Source organism: Bradyrhizobium sp. BRP20, from assembly GCF_020194215.1.
GTDB lineage: Bacteria > Pseudomonadota > Alphaproteobacteria > Rhizobiales > Xanthobacteraceae > Bradyrhizobium > Bradyrhizobium yuanmingense.
In genome coordinates this window covers 237151-255328 of record NZ_JADYVY010000011.1, presented here as the reverse complement: position 1 = coordinate 255328, position 18178 = coordinate 237151, and the positions used below count along the sequence as shown (strand labels likewise).

Annotated in this window: 17 protein-coding genes and 1 pseudogene; 15 read left to right on the top strand and 3 right to left on the bottom strand. The window is 60.5% G+C overall.

Features of this window, described 5'->3' with window-relative positions; all coding sequences use genetic code 11:
* Both I6F33_RS25270 and I6F33_RS25265 read left to right on the top strand, forming a co-directional pair.
* On the top strand, positions 1 to 1292 hold a 1292-nt coding region (locus tag I6F33_RS25270), incomplete at its 5' end, for a methylmalonyl-CoA mutase family protein (protein ID WP_225144460.1).
* A 117-nt stretch (positions 1293 to 1409) separates the two neighbouring features.
* A complete protein-coding gene (locus I6F33_RS25265) occupies positions 1410 to 1985 on the top strand; it encodes an FAD-dependent oxidoreductase (protein ID WP_346657212.1) in 576 nt (191 codons plus the stop codon).
* 1065 nt (positions 1986 to 3050) lie between these two features.
* On the opposite strand, the gene I6F33_RS25260 is transcribed toward I6F33_RS25265, so the two are convergent.
* A complete protein-coding gene (locus I6F33_RS25260; RefSeq protein WP_225144459.1) occupies positions 3051 to 3455 on the bottom strand; it encodes a MarR family winged helix-turn-helix transcriptional regulator in 405 nt (134 codons plus the stop codon).
* A gap of 473 nt (positions 3456 to 3928) precedes the next feature.
* Here I6F33_RS25260 and I6F33_RS25255 point away from each other — a divergent pair, with 473 nt between their 5' ends.
* The 8 genes and pseudogenes from I6F33_RS25255 (at position 3929) to I6F33_RS25225 (ending at position 10811) form a co-directional block, all read left to right on the top strand.
* Positions 3929 to 6190 (top strand): xanthine dehydrogenase family protein molybdopterin-binding subunit, encoded by a 2262-nt coding sequence (locus I6F33_RS25255; RefSeq protein ID WP_197964525.1) that lies wholly within the window; start codon positions 3929 to 3931, stop codon positions 6188 to 6190.
* A 4-nt stretch (positions 6191 to 6194) separates the two neighbouring features.
* Positions 6195 to 6644, top strand: a complete 450-nt coding sequence (locus I6F33_RS25250; RefSeq protein ID WP_225144458.1) for a CoxG family protein — start codon at positions 6195 to 6197, stop codon at positions 6642 to 6644.
* Positions 6645 to 6646: 2 nt separating this feature from the next.
* Complete coding sequence (locus I6F33_RS25245) at positions 6647 to 7519, top strand: xanthine dehydrogenase family protein subunit M (RefSeq protein ID WP_225144457.1); 873 nt, start codon at positions 6647 to 6649, stop codon at positions 7517 to 7519.
* On the top strand, positions 7516 to 8004 hold the full coding sequence (locus I6F33_RS25240) for a (2Fe-2S)-binding protein (RefSeq protein WP_225144456.1): 489 nt from the start codon (positions 7516 to 7518) through the stop codon (positions 8002 to 8004). Before I6F33_RS25245 ends, I6F33_RS25240 begins: the two co-directional genes overlap by 4 nt.
* Positions 8005 to 8040: 36 nt before the next feature.
* Positions 8041 to 8643 (top strand): annotated as a pseudogene (locus I6F33_RS38360) (FAD-dependent oxidoreductase); the annotation flags it as partial.
* Between the two features lie 79 nt (positions 8644 to 8722).
* Positions 8723 to 9253 (top strand): NAD(P)/FAD-dependent oxidoreductase, encoded by a 531-nt coding sequence (locus I6F33_RS38355; RefSeq protein ID WP_276573697.1) that lies wholly within the window; start codon positions 8723 to 8725, stop codon positions 9251 to 9253.
* A 24-nt stretch (positions 9254 to 9277) separates the two neighbouring features.
* Positions 9278 to 9988 carry an isochorismatase family protein gene (locus I6F33_RS25230; protein ID WP_225144455.1) on the top strand — a complete coding sequence of 237 codons (711 nt, stop codon included), beginning with the start codon at positions 9278 to 9280 and terminating at the stop codon, positions 9986 to 9988.
* A gap of 1 nt (position 9989) precedes the next feature.
* The gene (locus tag I6F33_RS25225) at positions 9990 to 10811 is read left to right on the top strand and encodes an alpha/beta fold hydrolase (protein WP_225144468.1); all 822 of its coding nucleotides are present in this window, start codon (positions 9990 to 9992) and stop codon (positions 10809 to 10811) included.
* Between the two features lie 13 nt (positions 10812 to 10824).
* Here the strand turns inward: I6F33_RS25225 and I6F33_RS25220 are convergent, their stop codons facing one another.
* Positions 10825 to 11250 carry a PaaI family thioesterase gene (locus I6F33_RS25220; protein ID WP_197964529.1) on the bottom strand — a complete coding sequence of 142 codons (426 nt, stop codon included), beginning with the start codon at positions 11248 to 11250 and terminating at the stop codon, positions 10825 to 10827.
* A 63-nt stretch (positions 11251 to 11313) separates the two neighbouring features.
* Positions 11314 to 11751: a MarR family transcriptional regulator gene (locus tag I6F33_RS25215; RefSeq protein ID WP_225144454.1), complete on the bottom strand. Its 438-nt coding sequence runs from the start codon at positions 11749 to 11751 to the stop codon at positions 11314 to 11316.
* A gap of 632 nt (positions 11752 to 12383) precedes the next feature.
* Between I6F33_RS25215 and I6F33_RS25210 the strand changes: the two genes are divergently transcribed.
* The 5 genes from I6F33_RS25210 (at position 12384) to pimA (ending at position 18178) form a co-directional block, all read left to right on the top strand.
* Complete coding sequence (locus I6F33_RS25210) at positions 12384 to 13436, top strand: leucyl aminopeptidase (protein ID WP_197964531.1); 1053 nt, start codon at positions 12384 to 12386, stop codon at positions 13434 to 13436.
* A 43-nt stretch (positions 13437 to 13479) separates the two neighbouring features.
* Positions 13480 to 14436, top strand: a complete 957-nt coding sequence (locus I6F33_RS25205; RefSeq protein WP_225144453.1) for a tripartite tricarboxylate transporter substrate binding protein — start codon at positions 13480 to 13482, stop codon at positions 14434 to 14436.
* A 6-nt stretch (positions 14437 to 14442) separates the two neighbouring features.
* Positions 14443 to 14940 carry a tripartite tricarboxylate transporter TctB family protein gene (locus I6F33_RS25200; RefSeq protein WP_225144467.1) on the top strand — a complete coding sequence of 166 codons (498 nt, stop codon included), beginning with the start codon at positions 14443 to 14445 and terminating at the stop codon, positions 14938 to 14940.
* Positions 14940 to 16451 (top strand): tripartite tricarboxylate transporter permease, encoded by a 1512-nt coding sequence (locus I6F33_RS25195; protein ID WP_225144452.1) that lies wholly within the window; start codon positions 14940 to 14942, stop codon positions 16449 to 16451. The genes I6F33_RS25200 and I6F33_RS25195 overlap by 1 nt, the downstream gene beginning before the upstream one ends.
* Positions 16452 to 16525: 74 nt before the next feature.
* Entirely contained in the window at positions 16526 to 18178 is a 1653-nt protein-coding gene (gene pimA, locus I6F33_RS25190) for a dicarboxylate--CoA ligase PimA (RefSeq protein ID WP_225144451.1), read from the top strand.

Here is an 18178-nt window from a genome sequence, read left to right as displayed (position 1 = left end):
TGCTTTGGGCCAAGCTGCTCAAGCCGTTCAACCCGAAAGACCCGCGCTCACTGTCGCTGCGCACGCACAGCCAGACCTCGGGCTGGTCGCTGACCGCGCAGGACGTCTTCAACAACGTGATGCGTACCACGGTGGAGGCGATGGCGGCCACCCAAGGCCACACCCAATCGCTCCACACCAACGCGCTCGACGAGGCCTTGGCGCTGCCGACCGATTTCTCGGCGCGCATCGCCCGCAACACCCAGCTGTTCCTGCAGCAGGAGAGCGGCACCACCCGCATCATCGATCCCTGGGGCGGCTCGTATTATGTCGAGCGGCTCACGCGCGACCTCGCCGCCAAGGCCTGGGGCCATATCCAGGAGATCGAGGAGCTCGGCGGCATGGCGAAGGCGATCGAAGCCGGCGTGCCGAAGCTGCGTATCGAGGAGGCCTCGGCCAAGACGCAGGCGCGCATCGACGCCGGCAAGCAGGCGGTGATCGGCGTCAACAAGTACAAGCCGACCGACGAGGACAAAATCGAGATCCTGAAGGTCGACAACACCAATGTGCGGCGACTTCAGATCGACAAGCTCAAGCGGCTGAAGGCCGAGCGAAACCAGCAGGAGGTCGATGCCGCCCTCGCCGCGCTGACGCGCTCGGCCGGCGAAGGCAACGGCAATCTGCTCGCGCTCGCGATCGACGCCGCACGCGCCAAGGCGACCGTCGGCGAGATCTCGGACGCGATGGAGAAGGTGTTCGGCCGGCACCGCGCCGAGATCAAATCCATCACCGGCGTCTACAAGCGGGAGGCGTCCAGCATGGGCACCCAGGTCGAAAAGGTTCAGGCGCTGATCGACGCCTTCGAGGAGGCCGAGGGCCGCCGCCCGCGCATCCTGGTCGCCAAGATCGGCCAGGACGGCCATGACCGCGGCCAGAAGGTGATCGCGTCGGCGTTCGCCGATATCGGCTTCGACGTCGACATCGGGCCGCTGTTTGCCACCGCCGACGAAGCCGCGCGGCAGGCGGTCGAGAACGACGTGCACATCCTCGGCGTCTCCTCGCTGGCCGCCGCCCATCTGACCGCTGTGCCGGAGCTGAAAGCCGCACTGAAGAAGCAGGGCCGCGACGACATCATGATCATCGTCGGCGGCGTGGTGCCGCCGCAGGATTACGATGCGGTCTACGCGGCCGGCGCGGAAGCGATCTTCCCGCCCGGGACGGTGATCGCCGATGCCGCGGATCAGCTGATCCAGAAGCTCAATGCTCGGCTCGGGCACAGTGAGGCGGCAAATAGTAAGCGCCACGGCAGATAGTAACGGCGTATCGGTCCAGATTGAAAGGCCGGTGCGTCGAACTTACGAATTGATCCTGCAGTCCGCAGGCAGAGTGCCGAACAGCGCATATCTGGGCTTGGAGAAGATTGGTGTAAGATGCGACGCAAAGGTTTCGTTGCAGTCAATAGGCAAATGCGGACGAATTTGCCTCATATTTTCGCGATCGGGGATGTCGCGGGTAACCCGATGCTAGCCCATAAGGCGGTTCACAAGGGGCATGTCGCGGCAGAAGCGGCTGCCGGGCTCAAGAGCTTCTTTGACGCGAAGATCGTCCCGAACGTCGCCTACACTGATCCTGAGGTGGTCTGGGTTGGCGTCATGGAACATGAGGCGGCCTCCTCAGGCAGGCACATTAGATCCGCGAAGTTTCCGTGGGCTGCCTCGGGCAGAGCGATCGCCTCGGGCGCGTCTTATGGCATGACCAAGCTGATCATCGACCAAGAGACGCACCGCATCATCGGCGGTGTGATCGTTGGCCCGCACGCTGGCGATATGATCGGAGAAATCTGTCTGGCGATCGAGATGGGCGCCGAAGCGATTGATCTCAGCAAGACCATTCATCCGCATCCGACGTTCGGAGAGACAATAGGCCTGGCTGCCGAAGTGTATGAAGGTGTTTGTACGGATGTATTGCCGGGTCCGAAGAGGTCGACCAAGCGCGCGAGCCACTAGAAATCCAAAACCGGAGCCGGCATCAGATGTCTCGCTGCCGGTCGTTCATATGGGACCGGAATATGGCGGGAGAGTCTCGGAGGGACGTCAAGGTATCTTTGAGCGTTCAAGAGGAGGAATTTGCCGCGGCATGTCGAGACTTCGTTCTGGAGAGAAAACCTGATCTGGCGGCGTCCATCGTCATTGTGGACAACCAACTCAGGATTGCGAACGATCCGTATGTTCGGGGCGCATTTGTAGAACTCGGTCTTGCCAGATTGGTGCGAGTTCTACATCTCGCAATCGACGGCAAGGCGATTGCGCTCAAGAGAGTGCCAAGGCTCCTGTTCGACCTGTCGAGCTTCAGAAGAAAGATGCTCCGGGCGCTAAGAAAAAATTGTACAGGACAGCCGGTTGGGAAATAGCTACGCGCGGTACGGTTCTAAATTGCGCTCGCGATATTGTGCTATCGAAATCTTACGACCATCAAATGCCGGAAAAGGCGTCTAGGGGTGTCGACTTCAGCACAAAATGCCGCTTGATGTGTACGATAGGGGTGCTGCTGGAGGTCGGTTGTTGGGTTGTTTCAATCGAATTCCAGGTTCGGCGTATACGAGAGATTTCTTATCTTTCGTTTCCTCCCTCTACTCGGCCCGGCGGCAATCGCCGGGCTTTTTTCTCGAGTCTGACTACAAGTGTTGCCTTGGGAGCAAGGCGTATCAGCATTGTAAAATCTTCTTCTAGATCTCGGCAAGCGTCCGAAATTCATCTCGGCTCAAGAACGCGAAAGTCTCGCTAAATCTCGCCGGCTGCCTCGATGGTGGGCCTGCTATCGCCTACCCTCCTTAGTCAGGTCGATCTAGCGCCCACCGCCAGAAGGCCTTTGGAGTTCTGATGAGGCTGAATATCGAGGCGATTGAGAACACCGGCGATTGGTGGAGTCGTGATGAATCGGCTGGGCTCAACCGGCCTCGCAGCTCGCCCAAGGGGGCAAAAGCCAAAACAGAATCAAAACCGCGGGAAACTGGGGCAGCAGGTCAGCCAAAGTCTCAGTTGTCGAATATCCTTGATGTGAATGCTTCGCGCTCAGCGGTGGATGATCTTCTTCAGAATGTCCGTCAGTGTACGATACTCCTCATGAGTCAAAGGGGCAAACGTCTCGCTTGAAATCTCTCCAACCGTGGCGATCGCCGCGTCGGCGATCTGTCTGCCTTTATCCGTCAAGTCGATTTCTCGCCGACGCGGATCCAAGGGGTCTTGGTAGCTTTTAATCAAGCCGCGTGCTTTGAGGCGGGTAATCACGCCGGTTATTGTGGCAGAGTCATAGTAGATTAGACGACCCAGGTGATTTTGCGAGCAGGGGCCAACCTCCCGCAGCTTAGCGAGCGTCGAAAACTGTGGCCCGGTAAGCCCTTCGATCATCTTCGCTGTGAAGATCGAGGTATGAGTGCGCAGCGCAACGCGTAGGAGGAAGCCTGGCGCGTCGTCCAAGGTGTACGACTCCACGGCTTGCTTCCGCTTCTCCGCGGAGCGGGCCTTTGTTTTTGGTTGCAAGGCTTGCGTCCCTTTGCGCTAGGTGGCTTTGGCTGATCTCGATGACGTGGTCTTGCGGGCGCCGTCAGCCTCCGCGCCGGGCGCTTGTCTACATTTCCTGCAGCCCAAAATCCATCCTCGCGCCTGACCCGCAGGGCCGCTCAGTGCGGTTTCCAGCGGCTCCGGGCCGAAATCGGGTCATTCCAAGGGTAAACGCGCTTTGCATGAGTTCAAGCTCGTAGACGAGAATTGTGCGGCTGCGAACGCGAGGCCGTAAGCCAGCTTCTGCCTCCGGTCGGCCTCTGCACGACAAATCGTAGTAGCGCACAAGCGCAGCGCTTGCATACGAGTGATAAATGTCATAACGATCGTGCTGCTCTCTCCACGACGGTCGAAACGGGGAACGGCTTTGAGGTAGTCCAGGCAGACGAATGTCCAACCCAACTGACAGCATGAGCTCCGTTCGCCCCGATCTGATCGAGAAGGTCACGGGCCGGGCCGAATACATCACCGACCTGGTGGTTCCAGGCATGCTGCACGGATTTGTCGTTCGCTCGCCCGTCGTCCATGCCCGAATCGTCTCCATTGATACGACCGCAGCTCGCTTGATCGAGGGCGTTGTGGATGTGCTTGTCGGCGCGGACGTCGCTTCGTTCGGCCGCTGGGGCGTAGTCCTCAAGGACCGCCCAATCATCGCGATCGATCGCGTTCGATATGTGGGCGAACCGGTCGCGGTCGTAATTGCCGAGACCGTCGAGATTGCCGAGAACGCCGCCGAACTGGTGGATGTCGAATATGAGGAACTACCGCGCGCCACGACAATCCGGGAGGCGCTGGCGGACGGCGCACCGCTGATTCACGAGCGACATGAAAATCTCGAGGACTTTTACTTCAAGGGCGGCGCCAGGCCGACCCAGAACAGCAACGTTTTCCATACGTACCGAAGCAGCGTGGGGGATGTCGATGCTGCCGAGGCCATCGCGGCTCATGTGCACGAAGATAGCTTCACCTTCCCGGCCATTTCTCATTTTGCGATGGAGCCGCATACCGTCATTGCCGATTTCCAGGGAGATGCCCTGACAATCTGGGCAGGTGCGCAGACGCCGACGGCAGTCCAGAAGGTGCTCTCCCGATTGTTCGGGCTGCAATTGGCCAAGATTCGCGTGGTGGTCCCCTTCGTTGGCGGTGGCTTTGGTGGAAAAGCGTCGGTGAAGATCGAGCCGCTGGTCGCGGCAGCATCCTGGAAGGTGCGGCGACCGGTTCGCGTAGCCCAATCCATCTCGGACTCCATGCTGACCTGCCGGCGGCTCGGCGCCGAGATCACAATCCGAACTGCTGTGGATGCCAAGGGGCGAATCCTCGCCAAAACTGCCAAGCTGCTGCTCGACGGTGGCGCCTATTCCGATACGGGCTCGGCCGTCGCGACCAAATCGGCAAATCGGATCATGGGTCCGTATGTCATGCCGAACCTCCGCCTTGAGGCGTCGGCGGTCTACACCAACACCGTGCCTGGTGCTGCCTTCCGGTCGATCGGTGGGCCGCAAGCCGTGTGGGCGAAAGAGTCCCACATGGACAATGTCGCAGCGGCCATCGGCATGGATCCCGTCGAGTTCCGACTTATCAACATGGCGGGTCGTGGCGAACGCACACGGCCTGACCTGCGGCCGCTCGACATGGATATGAGCGAGCTGGTGGGGCGTGTGACCCAGTCGCCTGTGTTCGAAACGCAGGGGTCAAACAGACGAGCGCGGGGCCTTGCCGTTGCGGCGACGGATCCGGCAAATACGCCGATTGCAAATGCGATCGTTCGTCTCAAGATCGACGGGTCGGTTTCGGTGTCTGTCTCCAGCATTGAGGTCGGCCAGGGCGCGCATGCGACCATGGCGCGGGTCGCGGCGCAGACACTGCAGCAACGATTCTCCGCTGTCACGACCCTGCGCACGGATACGGACATCGCGCCTTACGACTGGGGCACAGGTGCAAGCCGTTCCACCGTGGTGGTCGGCCTGTCGGTCGAAAGTGCGGCGCTCGACGCCGCCGATCAGATTTTCGACATGGTCGCCGACGTCTGGGAGTTGCCGAAGGACAGCCTGACTCTCGTCGAAGGCGGCGTATCGACAGGATCGGAAGTTCTCACATTCCATCAGATTTTCCATCGCGCGCTGGGAGTCGATTCCGGAGAGGTGGTCGGCCGTGGCGGGATCACGCCGCGCTCGAAGAAGGGCGCTCTGGCTGAATCGCCGCTGTTCTGGGAAACCTCCGCAGGGCTCGCCGAGATCGTTGTCGATGAAGACACCGGCCAGATCCACGTCCCGCGATACGCCAGCGCCGCCGATGTCGGCCGCGTGATCAATCGAGTCGCCGCCGAAGGGCAGGATGAAGGCGCCGCCGCCATGGGCTTCGGGCACGCGCTCTTCGAAGAGCTGGAATTCGACGACGGCCAGCCAGTGAATGCGACGCCGATCGACTATACGATTCCGCGGATCACGGACGTTCCGCCGGTGTTCGACACCATCCTGGTCGAAAACGGAGACGGACCAGGTCCAGGCGGCGCCAAGGGCATGGGCGAGGGCGCGATCCTGCCTGTCGCCCCCGCGATCGCCAATGCCTTGTTCTCAACTTATGGGATCAGGATCACTGATCTCCCGATGACACCAGAAAAAGTGTGGCGCGCCCTGCAAAAGAGGAAGTGAGCTCATGGAATTCAATATGTCGATGGTGGTGCCAGCGAGCCCGGCAGAATTGTGGAAGACGTTGCTAGACGTGCCCAGCATCTCGTCCTGCATACCTGGCTGCGAAAACGTCGAGGAGATTGAACGGCTCGCGACCTACAAGGCGACCGTCAAACAGAAAATCGGTCCGTTCAAAGTCGAGGTGCCCGCCGATATCGTGGTCGAGGCGATAACCGAACCTTCGAATGTGCGCATTCGCGCTACCGGTCGCGACAAGTTCACCGGCACGCGATTGACCGCCATTCTCGACGTCAATGTGACGCCCGAAGGATCCGACTCCACCTTGGCGGTCGATGCGAAGGTCGACATCCAGGGGCGTCTCGCCACAATGGGGCTCGGTGTCATCAAGCGTCGTGTTGATCAGAATTTCGAGGAATTCGAGATCAAGCTCAAGGGTCTGGTTGGCGCCGCCTGATCATGCTTACGTCGCCCTTCACATTTGAGAAGCCCACGACCATTGCCGATGCCATCGAGGCGGTCGGCGATTCCGGCGAGAGCATGTTCTACTCTGGCGGCACCGAGCTGCTACTCGCGATGAAAATGCGCGTCATTCACACTGAAAGGCTTGTCGACATCAAGGGAATTCCCGGCCTCGATCGCATCGTGTTGACCGACGCGAACGAAATCGAAATCGGTTCGCGCTGCACGCACAAGAGGATCGCCGCAGATCCCGTCATCCGCGAGCACGCGCCTGCATTGTCGACACTCTGCGATAATGTCGCAAACGTTCGAGTGCGCAGTGTCGGAACGATCGGCGGCAATCTGTGCTTCGGGGAGCCCCACGCGGATCCACCGACCATGCTCGCCGCTTTGAATGCGCGGCTGGTATTGCAGGGTCAAACTGGTGTCCGTTTCGTCCATGCAGACGAATTCATTCGGAGCGAGCTCGAAACGGTGAGAGAGCCGGACGAGCTTCTGACGATGATCGTGTTTCCGCGTCCGACCGGGCCGGTGACCTATCGGCGTTTCAAGCATGGTGAACGGCCCTCGGTAAATGTCGCTATGGCCTGGTCGATGGAGGCTACCAGCAGCACTATCAAGACCGCGCGCGTGCGGGTCGGGGCGCTTGGTTCGCGTCCGCAGCCGTTGAAAGCCGTCGAAGATGCGCTCAAAGACCGATCTATTGCCGATGTGCGTCCGGCCATCGAGGCTGTGCTCGCAGAAGCGCTGGATGAGCTCGATATCAACGACGATCGTCACGGAGGGGCTGACTATAAGCGTCATCTCGCAGGCGTGTTGCTTCTGAGAAACGCCGAAGAGGCCATGACCCGTGGGAAGAGGTCGCGGTGACGCACATGCTACCCATTTCCTTCTCGCTGAACGGCCAGACTGTGTCGATGGAGGTTGCCGCCCATACGCTTCTGATCGATCTCGTCCGGGGCCGCCTCGGTCTGAAAGGCACGAAACGCTCCTGCGACATGGAAGTTTGCGGTGCCTGCACCATGCTGCTCGATGGCGATCCGATCTCGAGCTGCACCACGCTTGCCGTTGATGTCGATCAGCGCGAGGTCACGACCATCGAGGGTGTGACGCCTCCCGACGGCCTGTCGCGCGTTCAGAAAGCGTTCGTGCTGCATGGCGGCCTTCAATGCGGCTTCTGCACGCCCGGTTTTATCATGGCTGTCACCGCACTTCTGAAGGCGAACCCACACCCGACCGACGACGAAATTCGCCATTACTTGCACGGCAACCTCTGTCGATGCACCGGATACGTCAAGATCTTCGAGGCTGTGAAGAGCCTTGTAATCGAACATGTCTCCGAAGATGCGGCCTAACCTAGAGCAACTACGAGAATATTGTCTGGAGAAATCATGATTACTGAACATGTCAGTAGGTCGAGCGTCCTTATCGCCGGCGCCGGCATTGGCGGGCTCGCCATCGCACTGTCGTTGCTCCGCCGAGGCATCGATTGCGACGTCTTCGAGCAGGCTTCGGAGCTACGTGAGGTTGGCGCCGGCCTGTGGATCTCGATGAACGGAGTGCGCGTTCTGCAGGATCTCGCACTGACGCAACAAATCGAGCAGAATTGCATCGCCGCGGAGCGCAGGGATATTCGGCTGTGGAGCAATGGTGGCAGTTGGCCGCTCTACAATCGAAGCTCTGATCCTGCGGGAAATCAGCCGTATTTGCTGCTCCGCGCGCATTTGCTGAAGATACTCGTTGAAGGCGTTCGCAGGCTCAAGCCAAGTGCGATCCATCTCAATGCACACGTTGTCGGATTTGGTCAGGATGACGAGGGCGTTCGGGCGAAACTGGCCGATGGAATTGAGGTCAAAGGGCGTGCTCTCATCGGCGCCGATGGCGCTCATTCGAAGGTACGCCAGGGTCTTATCGGCAATATCGAAAGCCAGTACACGAATGCCATCGCATGGCGCGGCCTGGTGCCGGTCGATCGACTTGCGCCGCACCAGCGCGAGCACGTCGTATCGACCTGGATCGGGCCGACCGCGCATGTCACCGCCTTATCCGGTCCGTTGGCAGGATACCGAGCTGATGACCTTCTCCGGTCAGGTCGACCGTGCGGATTGGCTGCTGGAGTCCTGGTCCGAGAAGGGGGCAGTCGAGGAATGTCTGAAGGACTTCGTGGGCTGGCATTCCGATATCATCGAACTGGTCAAGAACGTCGACACGCTCAACAAATGGGGGCTGTTCGTGCGGCCTTCGTTGGATACATGGTCGAATGGGCGCGTCACGCTGCTCGGCGATGCCTGCCATTCGATGTTGCCTTATCTCGGCCAGGGCGTGAACATGGCCCTGGAGGATGCTGCGGTTCTCGCGCGTTGCCTCGACGATCAGCCCAATGACCTCGCCGCCGCTTTCCAGACCTATCAGGATCTTCGGCTGGATCGGACGACCAAGGTGGCGAAATCCGCTGCCGGAATGCTGCCGGTCTTCCACAATCAAGCCCTGACCACGCCGGAGACGGCGGGCGACTACATCAAAACCCAATGGGCTCCGCAAGCAACGGCCGCGCGTTACGATTGGATCTACCAATATGACGCGACTACCGTGCCGCTTCACTGACACGACAGCAGCAGGAGCGCAGCCGTGACCGCAAAGCAGCCCTGGGACGACGTGATTCCATTGGAGGAGCGCAAGACCTACGCCATGGCGGGGCTCGGTGGCGCGGCCGGATTTGGCAACCGGCCTGCGCTTCTGGTAATCGACGTTCAGTATCGTTCGATGGGCGATCGGCCAATGCCGATCCGCGAAGCCATCGAGCAATATCCCACCAGTTGCGGCGAAGCCGGATGGCACGCCGTTGCGCATATCGCCGAACTCATCGGGCTGTTTCGGGAGAAGAAATGGCCAGTCATCTTCCCGCATGTTGCGCGGAAGGTGGGTCATGACCACGGTACATTTTCGGCAAAGATTCCCGGGATCATGCGGATTCCGCCCGAAGGCTATGACTTTGTTCGCGAAGCTGCTCCGGAGCCAGGCGAGCTGCTGCTGCCGAAGACGCAAGCGAGCGCATTTTTCGGCACACCGCTCGCGACCTATCTGATCGGCGGCGGTATCGACTCGCTGGTGGTGACCGGCTGCACGACCAGTGGCTGCGTGCGAGCTTCCGTCGTCGACGCTTGTGCCTTGAACTTCAAATCGATGGTGCCGAGCGATGCGGTTTATGACCGCTCGCCGACGTCGCACGCCGTCAATCTGTTCGATATCGCCAGCAAATATGCCGATGTGGCGCCGACACAGGCGGTTGTGGAACGGCTGCGCACGCTGCCGGAAGCGGCAGCCCGGCGGACAGACTGAGATGATTGGTAACGCTGCGGCCCGGCTTCTCTATGGTGCCAATGTGCGCGCCAATGGCATGCGGCAACATTATCTGCGGTTTGGCGGAAAGGGTCCAGCCATTGTCATCGTGCCGGGCATTTCGACGACCGCGGCACAGTGGGCCTTTGTCGCGGAACGCCTGTGCGATGATCGCGACGTTTATGTGCTCGATGTTCGCGGTCGCGGCCTGTCGGAGAGTGGACCGCATCTCAATTATTCTCTCGATGCATGTGCGGCCGATTTGGTTGCATTCGCCGAAGCACTCGGCCTCCATCGCTATACGATTCTCGGCCATTCCATGGGAGCCCGGATCGGTATACGGGCTGCGCGCTGGCGGGCCTCGTCGATCGAGCAACTGATCCTGGTGGACCCGCCGGTTTCCGGCCCCGGACGCCGCAGCTATCCGATTCCCATCGAACCGCTCCTCAAGCTGCTCCATAGCGCGCAACGAGGCGAAGCGGAGATGGCGCTACGCGGACCCGAGGCTCCAAAATGGCCGGAGAAGCATATCCGGACCAGGGCGGAATGGCTGCACACGTGCGACGAGCGCGCCCTGATCGAGGCTCACAAGGGCTTCCACAACGACGACATTCATTTCGATCTCGCCAATCTTACCGTGTCGGCCGCGCTCGTCATTGCCGGAAGAGGCGGGGTCATCCGGCCGGAAGATGAGAAGGAGATCCGCAGACTGCTTCCATCTATCGAGATCAGATGGCTGGAGAATGTGGGTCATCAGATGCAGATCGATGATACCGAGGGCTTCCTGTCGATCATCCGCGCGCTCCTGGAGTGCCGTTTCTAGGCTGCCGCGGGCACTATGCTTGAGCTGAGCGCTCCTGGTCAGCAATCAGAAAGACCATTCGGCCGGCTGCCAGCGCTTTGTTGTAAGGATTGAGCACCGACGCATCGACTGTTGCCAAGGTGCGTCCGTAGTGAAGGACGTTTGCTTCGACGGTCAACGCAGCGTCGAAGGCTGGCCGCAGAAAATCCACGCGCATGTCGACCGTCTGGGCAGGACGCCCCAGCAGGGTCGCCACCGCGTAGGAACCCGCAGTATCCAACAGCGTCGCGAGAATGCCACCGTGAGCGAACCGCTGGTCCGGGTTCGAAATGAACTCCTCCCGCCACGGGGCCGCCAATGCGATCTGGCCGGCCGCTGCGGACACGACCGAGAGGTTCATCCAAGCTGCCATGTGATTGCGGGAAAGCCGTGCCTGGAGCTGATCCAGGGATAGCTGCATCTGTCTGTCGGTCGCCAAGGAACGGGCCTGTTGTTTCTGTTCGAGGAAGGATGGCCGCAACGGCTATCTGCGGATCACTTTTTTCAGCAACGTCGTCAGCGCCGCGTGCTCCGCAGGGGAAAGAGGCGAAAACGTTTCCCGTGAGATTTCCCTGATCGTCGCGATCGCGTCGGCTGCCACCGCCCGGCCTAAGTCAGTCAGGTCGATCGCCACGCGGCGGCGATCGAGGGGATCGACGATGCTTTCGATGAAGCCCCGGGCCTTCAATCGATTGATCACCCCGGTGATGGTCGCGGAATCATAGTGAATGAGGCGGCCGAGGTGGTTTTGCGAGCAAGGTCCAACCTCGAGCAGTTTCGCGAGAGTGGAGAACTGCGGCGCGGTCAGGCCCTCGATCATCTTTGCCGTGAGGAACGCAGTATGCGTTTTCAATGCCACGCGTAGCAAAAAGCCCGGCTGGTCGTCGAGCACGTAACGCTCGGGCTCGTCGGCAGCAGTCACGGGTTGGATCATTATTTGAGCAGTCTGTGTCACGCGGTGTCGTCAGTCTTGAGCGGCCTTGCGCCCTATGAAGAGAGAGCGTCAGCCAAAACCAGTATCGACGAGGGCTCGGGATGAAGCCTTCGCAGCCTTCCGTAAGTCTCGTGGGAGCCATAGTGGCTGCAGGGGGTAAGCCACGGCAGCGCCATTATGGGTCAGCGCATGCCCGCCGGCACGAACCAAGCACATCGGCTGACAGCCAGTGCTTTCACGACGATACACCGTGAATGCACTTGCTTGCAAGTTGTGCGCTTGCGAACAAGTTTTACGCTTGCATACGAGTGATTGTCAAAATATCGTCCGACATAATGTCTGGAGAGGTAACGCAATTGGCACCCTTGGGAGGCCCAGCGCCCGCTGTTCGCAAGCTCGCCCGGATGGACACATCGCCGTCCGTCGGTGGCTGGGGTGTCGTGGCGTGCCTTGTGCCCGAAGATCGGCGCATCCGGCTGTTGCAGCGATCTTGTTCCCGGGGGGCGGGTTTCGGCAGATCGCCGAGCCAGCCGACTCCGCAGGGGCGCATGCGTCACGTGCGCTGCGTCGCGTAGCGCCCGCCAGGCGAGCACGTCACCAGCAATAAGTAGGAGAGATGAATGGCGAAGACCATAGTCGATGTCGAGATGCTCGATGTGTTCAAGGCGGAGCTTGAACTTTGCAAAGTGAAGAAGGGGGAAGTGGTCGCGGTCCTGAGTGGCGGCGACGATCACCCGGAATATGCGCAGACCTTCATGCTTGCGGCGCAGAGCCTCGGCGCGACAACGTTTCATGTGAACGTGCCGAAATATGGCCAGCAGAAGATTGCGGGCGTTCAGGGGCGCCACGCGCTGACCGGAAATCAGCCCGCAATCGACACGCTGAAGCGGGCCGATCTCGTGATTGACTTGCTCGGTCTCCTGTTCTCCGCCGAGCAGGCCGAAATCCAGGCCGCCGGGGCTCGGATCCTGCGCGTTATGGAGCCGTTCCATATCTTGAAGCAGATGTTCCCGACGGAAGATCTCCGCAGGCGGACGGAACTGTCGCGGACCATGCTGCAATCGGCCGAGACTATGCGGATCACGTCACCCGGCGGCACCGACGTGACTTACGGCCTGAGCCAATATCCCGTGATCTCGGAATACGGTTACACCGACGAGCCCGGCCGCTGGGATCATTGGCCTTCGGGCTTTGCGTTCACGCAGGCGACCGATGGCGAGGTCAACGGAACCGTCGTCTTGATGCCGGGCGATATCCTCTGTGCTTTCAAGCGTTACGTTCAGTCACCCGTCACGCTAAAAATCGAGAAAGGTTACATCGTCGATATCCAGGGCGAGGGGCCCGACGCGCTGCTCATCAAGAAATATATCGACAGCTTCGGCGATCCCCGTGGCTGGGCGATCTCTCACATTGGCTGGGGATCGAACGAGCGGGCCAAGTGGCATCATATCGCCTCGACGTCACAGCTCGCGTCCGAGCACATCATGAATGCGCTGTCCTTCTACGGCAATGTGTTGTTCTCGACCGGGCCGAATACCGAGCTTGGCGGCACGAACGATACACCTTGCCATCTCGATATCCCGCTCCAGGGCTGCAGTCTCTGGCTGGATGACATCCACGTTCTGGACCACGGCGAATTTGCACTTCCGGAGCTGAGGGCGCCTGGCCGATAGCTTCCGAACGTCACTTCCAAACCATTCAACAGGATCAATTACGATGCGGATGTTACTCGCGACGACGATTGCAGCCGGGCTTTCCTGGGCCGGAGCGCCGGCATTGGCTTCGGACGACCCGTTTCCCACGAAGCCGATTACCCTGAGTGTCAATTATGGTGCAGGGGGCGGGTCCGATGCGATTGCCCGCGCCCTTGGTCGCGCTCTCGAAAAGTCGCTGAAGCAGCCGGTGGCCATCGAGAATACCGCCGGCGGCGCCGGTACGCGCGGCGTCACCGCCGTCGTAACGGCGCAGCCCGACGGCTATCAAATCGGCGTCGCGACCAATAGCCCGATGACGATCGCCGTTCACACGGTCAAGGGACTGCCTTGGGGAGATCCGAGCACCTACGACATTCTCGGCGGTATCGGCATCGTTTATAACACCATCTGCGTGCAGGCGGACTCGCCACTTCAGACGTTGGACGACGTGGTGAAGTTCGCAAAGGAAAATCCCGGCAAGCTCAAGGTCGCCAGCATCGCCGGCGGCATCAATCAATACACCTGGGATGCCTTTGCCAAAAAGGCGAACATCAATATCAGGTTTGTTCCCTATAGCGGCGATGCCGAAGGCGTCGCTTCGTTTCTCGGCAAGAACACGGAGCTCGCGGCGCTCACCTGGCCCGGACTCAAGGCCCAGATCGAGGTCGGAAAGGCGAGGCCGCTGGCCGTGTTCGGTCCACGACGCATGGAGTCGAACCCGGATGTCCCAACCTTCAAGGAGCTGGGCTACGATGTGGTCACTACCAGCGACTATGTCGTCTATGCGCCGAAAGGAATCCCGGAGTCGCGACGCGTCGTCCTGATCGAAGCCATCAAGCAGAGCATATCGGACCCCGAATTTAGACGCGTGCTGACCACTCAGAACATTCAGGTGAAGTTCACCGATGGCGAGGAGATGACCCGTCAGTTCACGGAGGTCTTCCGCGGCACCGCGCCAACTGCTCAGAGCGGAAAGTAGCTGGTGATGGTCGAAGCGGCAATCGGCGTCGATGTACCGTCAGCACCGAAAATAGTGCGGTCGGCATCGCTGATCCTGACAGCCTTGGGGCTGTTCTATCTCCATCAAGCGTCGATGATGCCGCTAGGGGACCCGCCAGGAACGGGCATCGGCGCCGTTCCGCTTATGGTGGGCACTTGCTGGGTGGCCTTCGGTCTCTATGTGACCATACGCAATCAGAGCGGATTGGTCGATAGCGGGCCATGGCCGAAGGGGCGGGCCGCCCTGCGTGCCCTCTATGCACTTCTCCTGTGCGTCGTTTACATCGTCGGGCTCCCTTTCCTTGGCATCTTTATCACCACCGGGGTCTTCCTCGTCCTCATGGCGCGCCTTGCTGGTGCGCCATCGACGAGCGCGCTCGCTGTCGCGGTCATGACGCCTATCGCGTTCTGGGTGATCTTCTCGTTGGGTCTGAAGGTATCGCTTCCATACGGGTCTCTTCTCGCTGCGGTTCTCGGGAGCTGATGATGGATTTGCTTGGTCAAATGGTCGGCGGGTTTGCCGTCGCCTTGCAGCCGGTCAACATCGGCGCGGCATTGCTGGGCGCGTTGGTCGGCACCGCGACTGGCGTGTTGCCCGGTCTCGGCGTGCTCGGCGCGATGGCGATTCTGATGCCGATCACCATCCATTTCTCGGCGGTCACCGGTCTCATCATGCTGGCCGGCATCTACTACGGCGCAATGTATGGCGGCTCGACGACGGCAATCCTGCTCAGGATTCCAGGTGAAGGCGGCTCGATCGTCACCACGATCGATGGCTACGAGTTCGCGCGAAAGGGGAGAGCCGGTGCTGCGTTGATGATTTGTGCAGTCGGATCGTTCATCGCCGGCACGATCAGCATCGTCGGGCTGAGCTTTTTCACCACCATCCTCGCGGATGTGGCGTTGCGGTTCTCGTCGCCTGAATTTTGCCTGCTGGCGCTTCTCGGAGCTCTGACGCTGGTCCGGATCACGGGGAACGACCCGGCGCAGAACACGCTGATGCTGCTGGTCGGCGTTGCCTTGGCGACGATTGGTGTCGATGCGGTGAGCGGCGATACACGCTTCACGTTCGACACCAATGTCCTCGGATTAGGCTTCGATCTCGTGCCGATAACGCTTGGGCTGTACGGCCTGAGCGAGCTGTTTCATCTCCTCGCATCGCATACCGGATTCCCGCGTGCCGATACGGTACGCCTGCGTGACATGATTCCGACACGCTCCGAATGGTCGCGCGCGTGGCCTGCGATCGTCCGAGGGTCGGGCATCGGCTTTCTCATCGGACTACTGCCGGGGCCCGGCTCGCTCACATCGACATTCGCTTCATACGGTGTCGAGAAGGCGATCGCCCGCACCCATCGTGATGAGTTCGGCAAGGGCGCCGTGGAGGGCTTTGCCGGTCCGGAAGCGGCGAACAATGCGGTGGCGACCTCTGCGCTGGTACCTGTTCTCAGTCTGGGCATTCCGTTCACGCCAAACGTAGCGTTGATGCTGGGCGCGCTTATCGTACAAGGCATCCAACCTGGACCGCTGCTGCTGTCGCAACATCCCGACGTTGTATGGGGGCTCCTGGCCTCGATGTATATCGGAAACGTCGCGCTGCTCGCGTTGAACCTGCCGCTGGTCGGGTTATGGGTAAGGCTCCTGAGGGTACCGCAATATGCGCTGATCGGCTTCATTCTCGCCATCAGCTTTATTGGCGTCTACACGATGCGGAGCAGCTATTGGGACCTCTGCGTCCTGGTCGGCTTTGGGGCGATCGGTGCGATCCTGCGCCAGATTGGATTCGACCTTGCGCCGCTCGTGCTCGGATTGGTGATCGGCCCGATCTTCGAGAAAGCGCTTCGGGAGACGCTCTTTCTCAGCGGCGGCGATCTGTCGATCTTCGTGACCCGGCCGATCAGCGCGACATTGTCCGCACTGTGTGTCGTGGCGGTGGTTGGCCCAACCCTTGCCACGCTGTGGCGAAGAAGAGCCGCCGTTACAAAACAGGTGTAGCGCGACATTCCCATTCCATCACTCGGCATTTTATCACTCGGCATTGCCGGGGTGACGCTCCACGGAGAACATCAGTGAAATATGCAGGCGAGAAATTCTATCCAGAGGGTGTCCGCTGGGACGAACCGATCGCAGTCGGTCTCGTGCCGGCGTTGCTGGAGGAATCGGCGCGCAAATTCGGCGATCGCGCGGCGATTGAATTTCGCGATCGTCAGATCAGCTATCGGGAGCTGAACGCAAAGGTCGCACAGGCTGCAGCCGCTTATCTGCGAGACGGCCTCGCGCGCGGCACCAGCATCGGGCTCTTTCTCGGCAACACGCCCGATCATCCGGTCAACTTCTTCGGTGCGCTCAAGGCCGGCGCACGCATTGTGCATCTCAGTCCGCTCGACGGCGAGATCACGCTGAAGCACAAGCTGACCGATAGCGGCGCCCGTGTGGTCGTGACCAGCAACCTGTCGTCGATTTTCCCCCGAGCGCTCGAATTTCTCGACGCCGGCATCATCGACCGCATCATCGTCTGCGAAGATGAGGCGTGGGGCGAGGCGGAGAATAAGCTGGCGTCCTACGACAAGCGGCCTGCGATCGTCACCTACGCCGAATTCAACGCGGAGGCTCGGCTTCCCGCGACCTGGCCGGCCGTTGAACTGGATGACGTGGCGCTGCTGCAGTATACCGGGGGGACGACCGGCTTGCCTAAAGGCGCGATGCTTACGCATCGCAATCTGACCGCCGCGGTCTCGATCCGGGAAGTCTGGACGCGATCATTCCGGGCGAAGCGGAATGTTGCCGAGCGCGTCATCTGTGCGCTTCCACTGTTCCATATCTATGCCTTGACGCTCATCCTGATGAAGCGGCTGCGTTACGGCGATCTGATTTCCCTGCATCAGCGTTTCGATCTCGAGGAAATCATGCGGGATATCGAGGTCAAGCGTGCGACGGTGTTTCCGGGCGTGCCGACCATGTGGATCGCCATCACCAGCCTGCCTGATCTGGACCGCCGCGATCTGTCGTCGCTGGCCTATTGCAGTTCGGGCGGGGCGCCGCTTCCGGTCGAGGTCGCCGCGATCTTCGAGCGTAAGACCGGCCTCCGGCTGCGGAGCGGCTGGGGCATGACGGAAACCGCGTCGCCCGGCACGACGCATCCGTCGAACGGGCCGGACAAGCCCGGCTCGATCGGGCTGATGCTGCCCGGCATCGAGATCGACATCGTGGCGCATGACGACCCGCATCGCGTCTTGCCGGCTGGTGAGGTGGGCGAACTGCGCATCCGCGGGCCAAACGTAACGCGTGGCTATTGGAACCGGGACGAAGGGCGATCCGAATGGTTCATCGGCGATCGCTTCCTCACCGGTGACATCGGCTACATGGATGCGGATGGTTGGTTCTATCTCGTCGATCGCAAGAAGGATCTCATCATCTCGGGTGGGTTCAACGTCTATCCGCAGCTGATCGAACAGGCGATCTACACCCACCCCGACGTCAAGGAGGTGCTGGTCGTCGGTATTCCCGATGAATATCGCGGAGAGGCTGCCAAGGCCTATATCACGCTCCGGCCGGACGCTGCGCGCTTCAGCATCGACCACCTGCGCGCCTTCCTGACCGGCAAGATCGGCAAGCACGAACTGCCGGCGGAGCTCGAGTTCATCGACGAACTGCCCCGCACCAATGTCGGCAAGCTGTCTCGGCAAGCGCTGCGCGATCAACTCTCATCTCGTCCTGCCTAA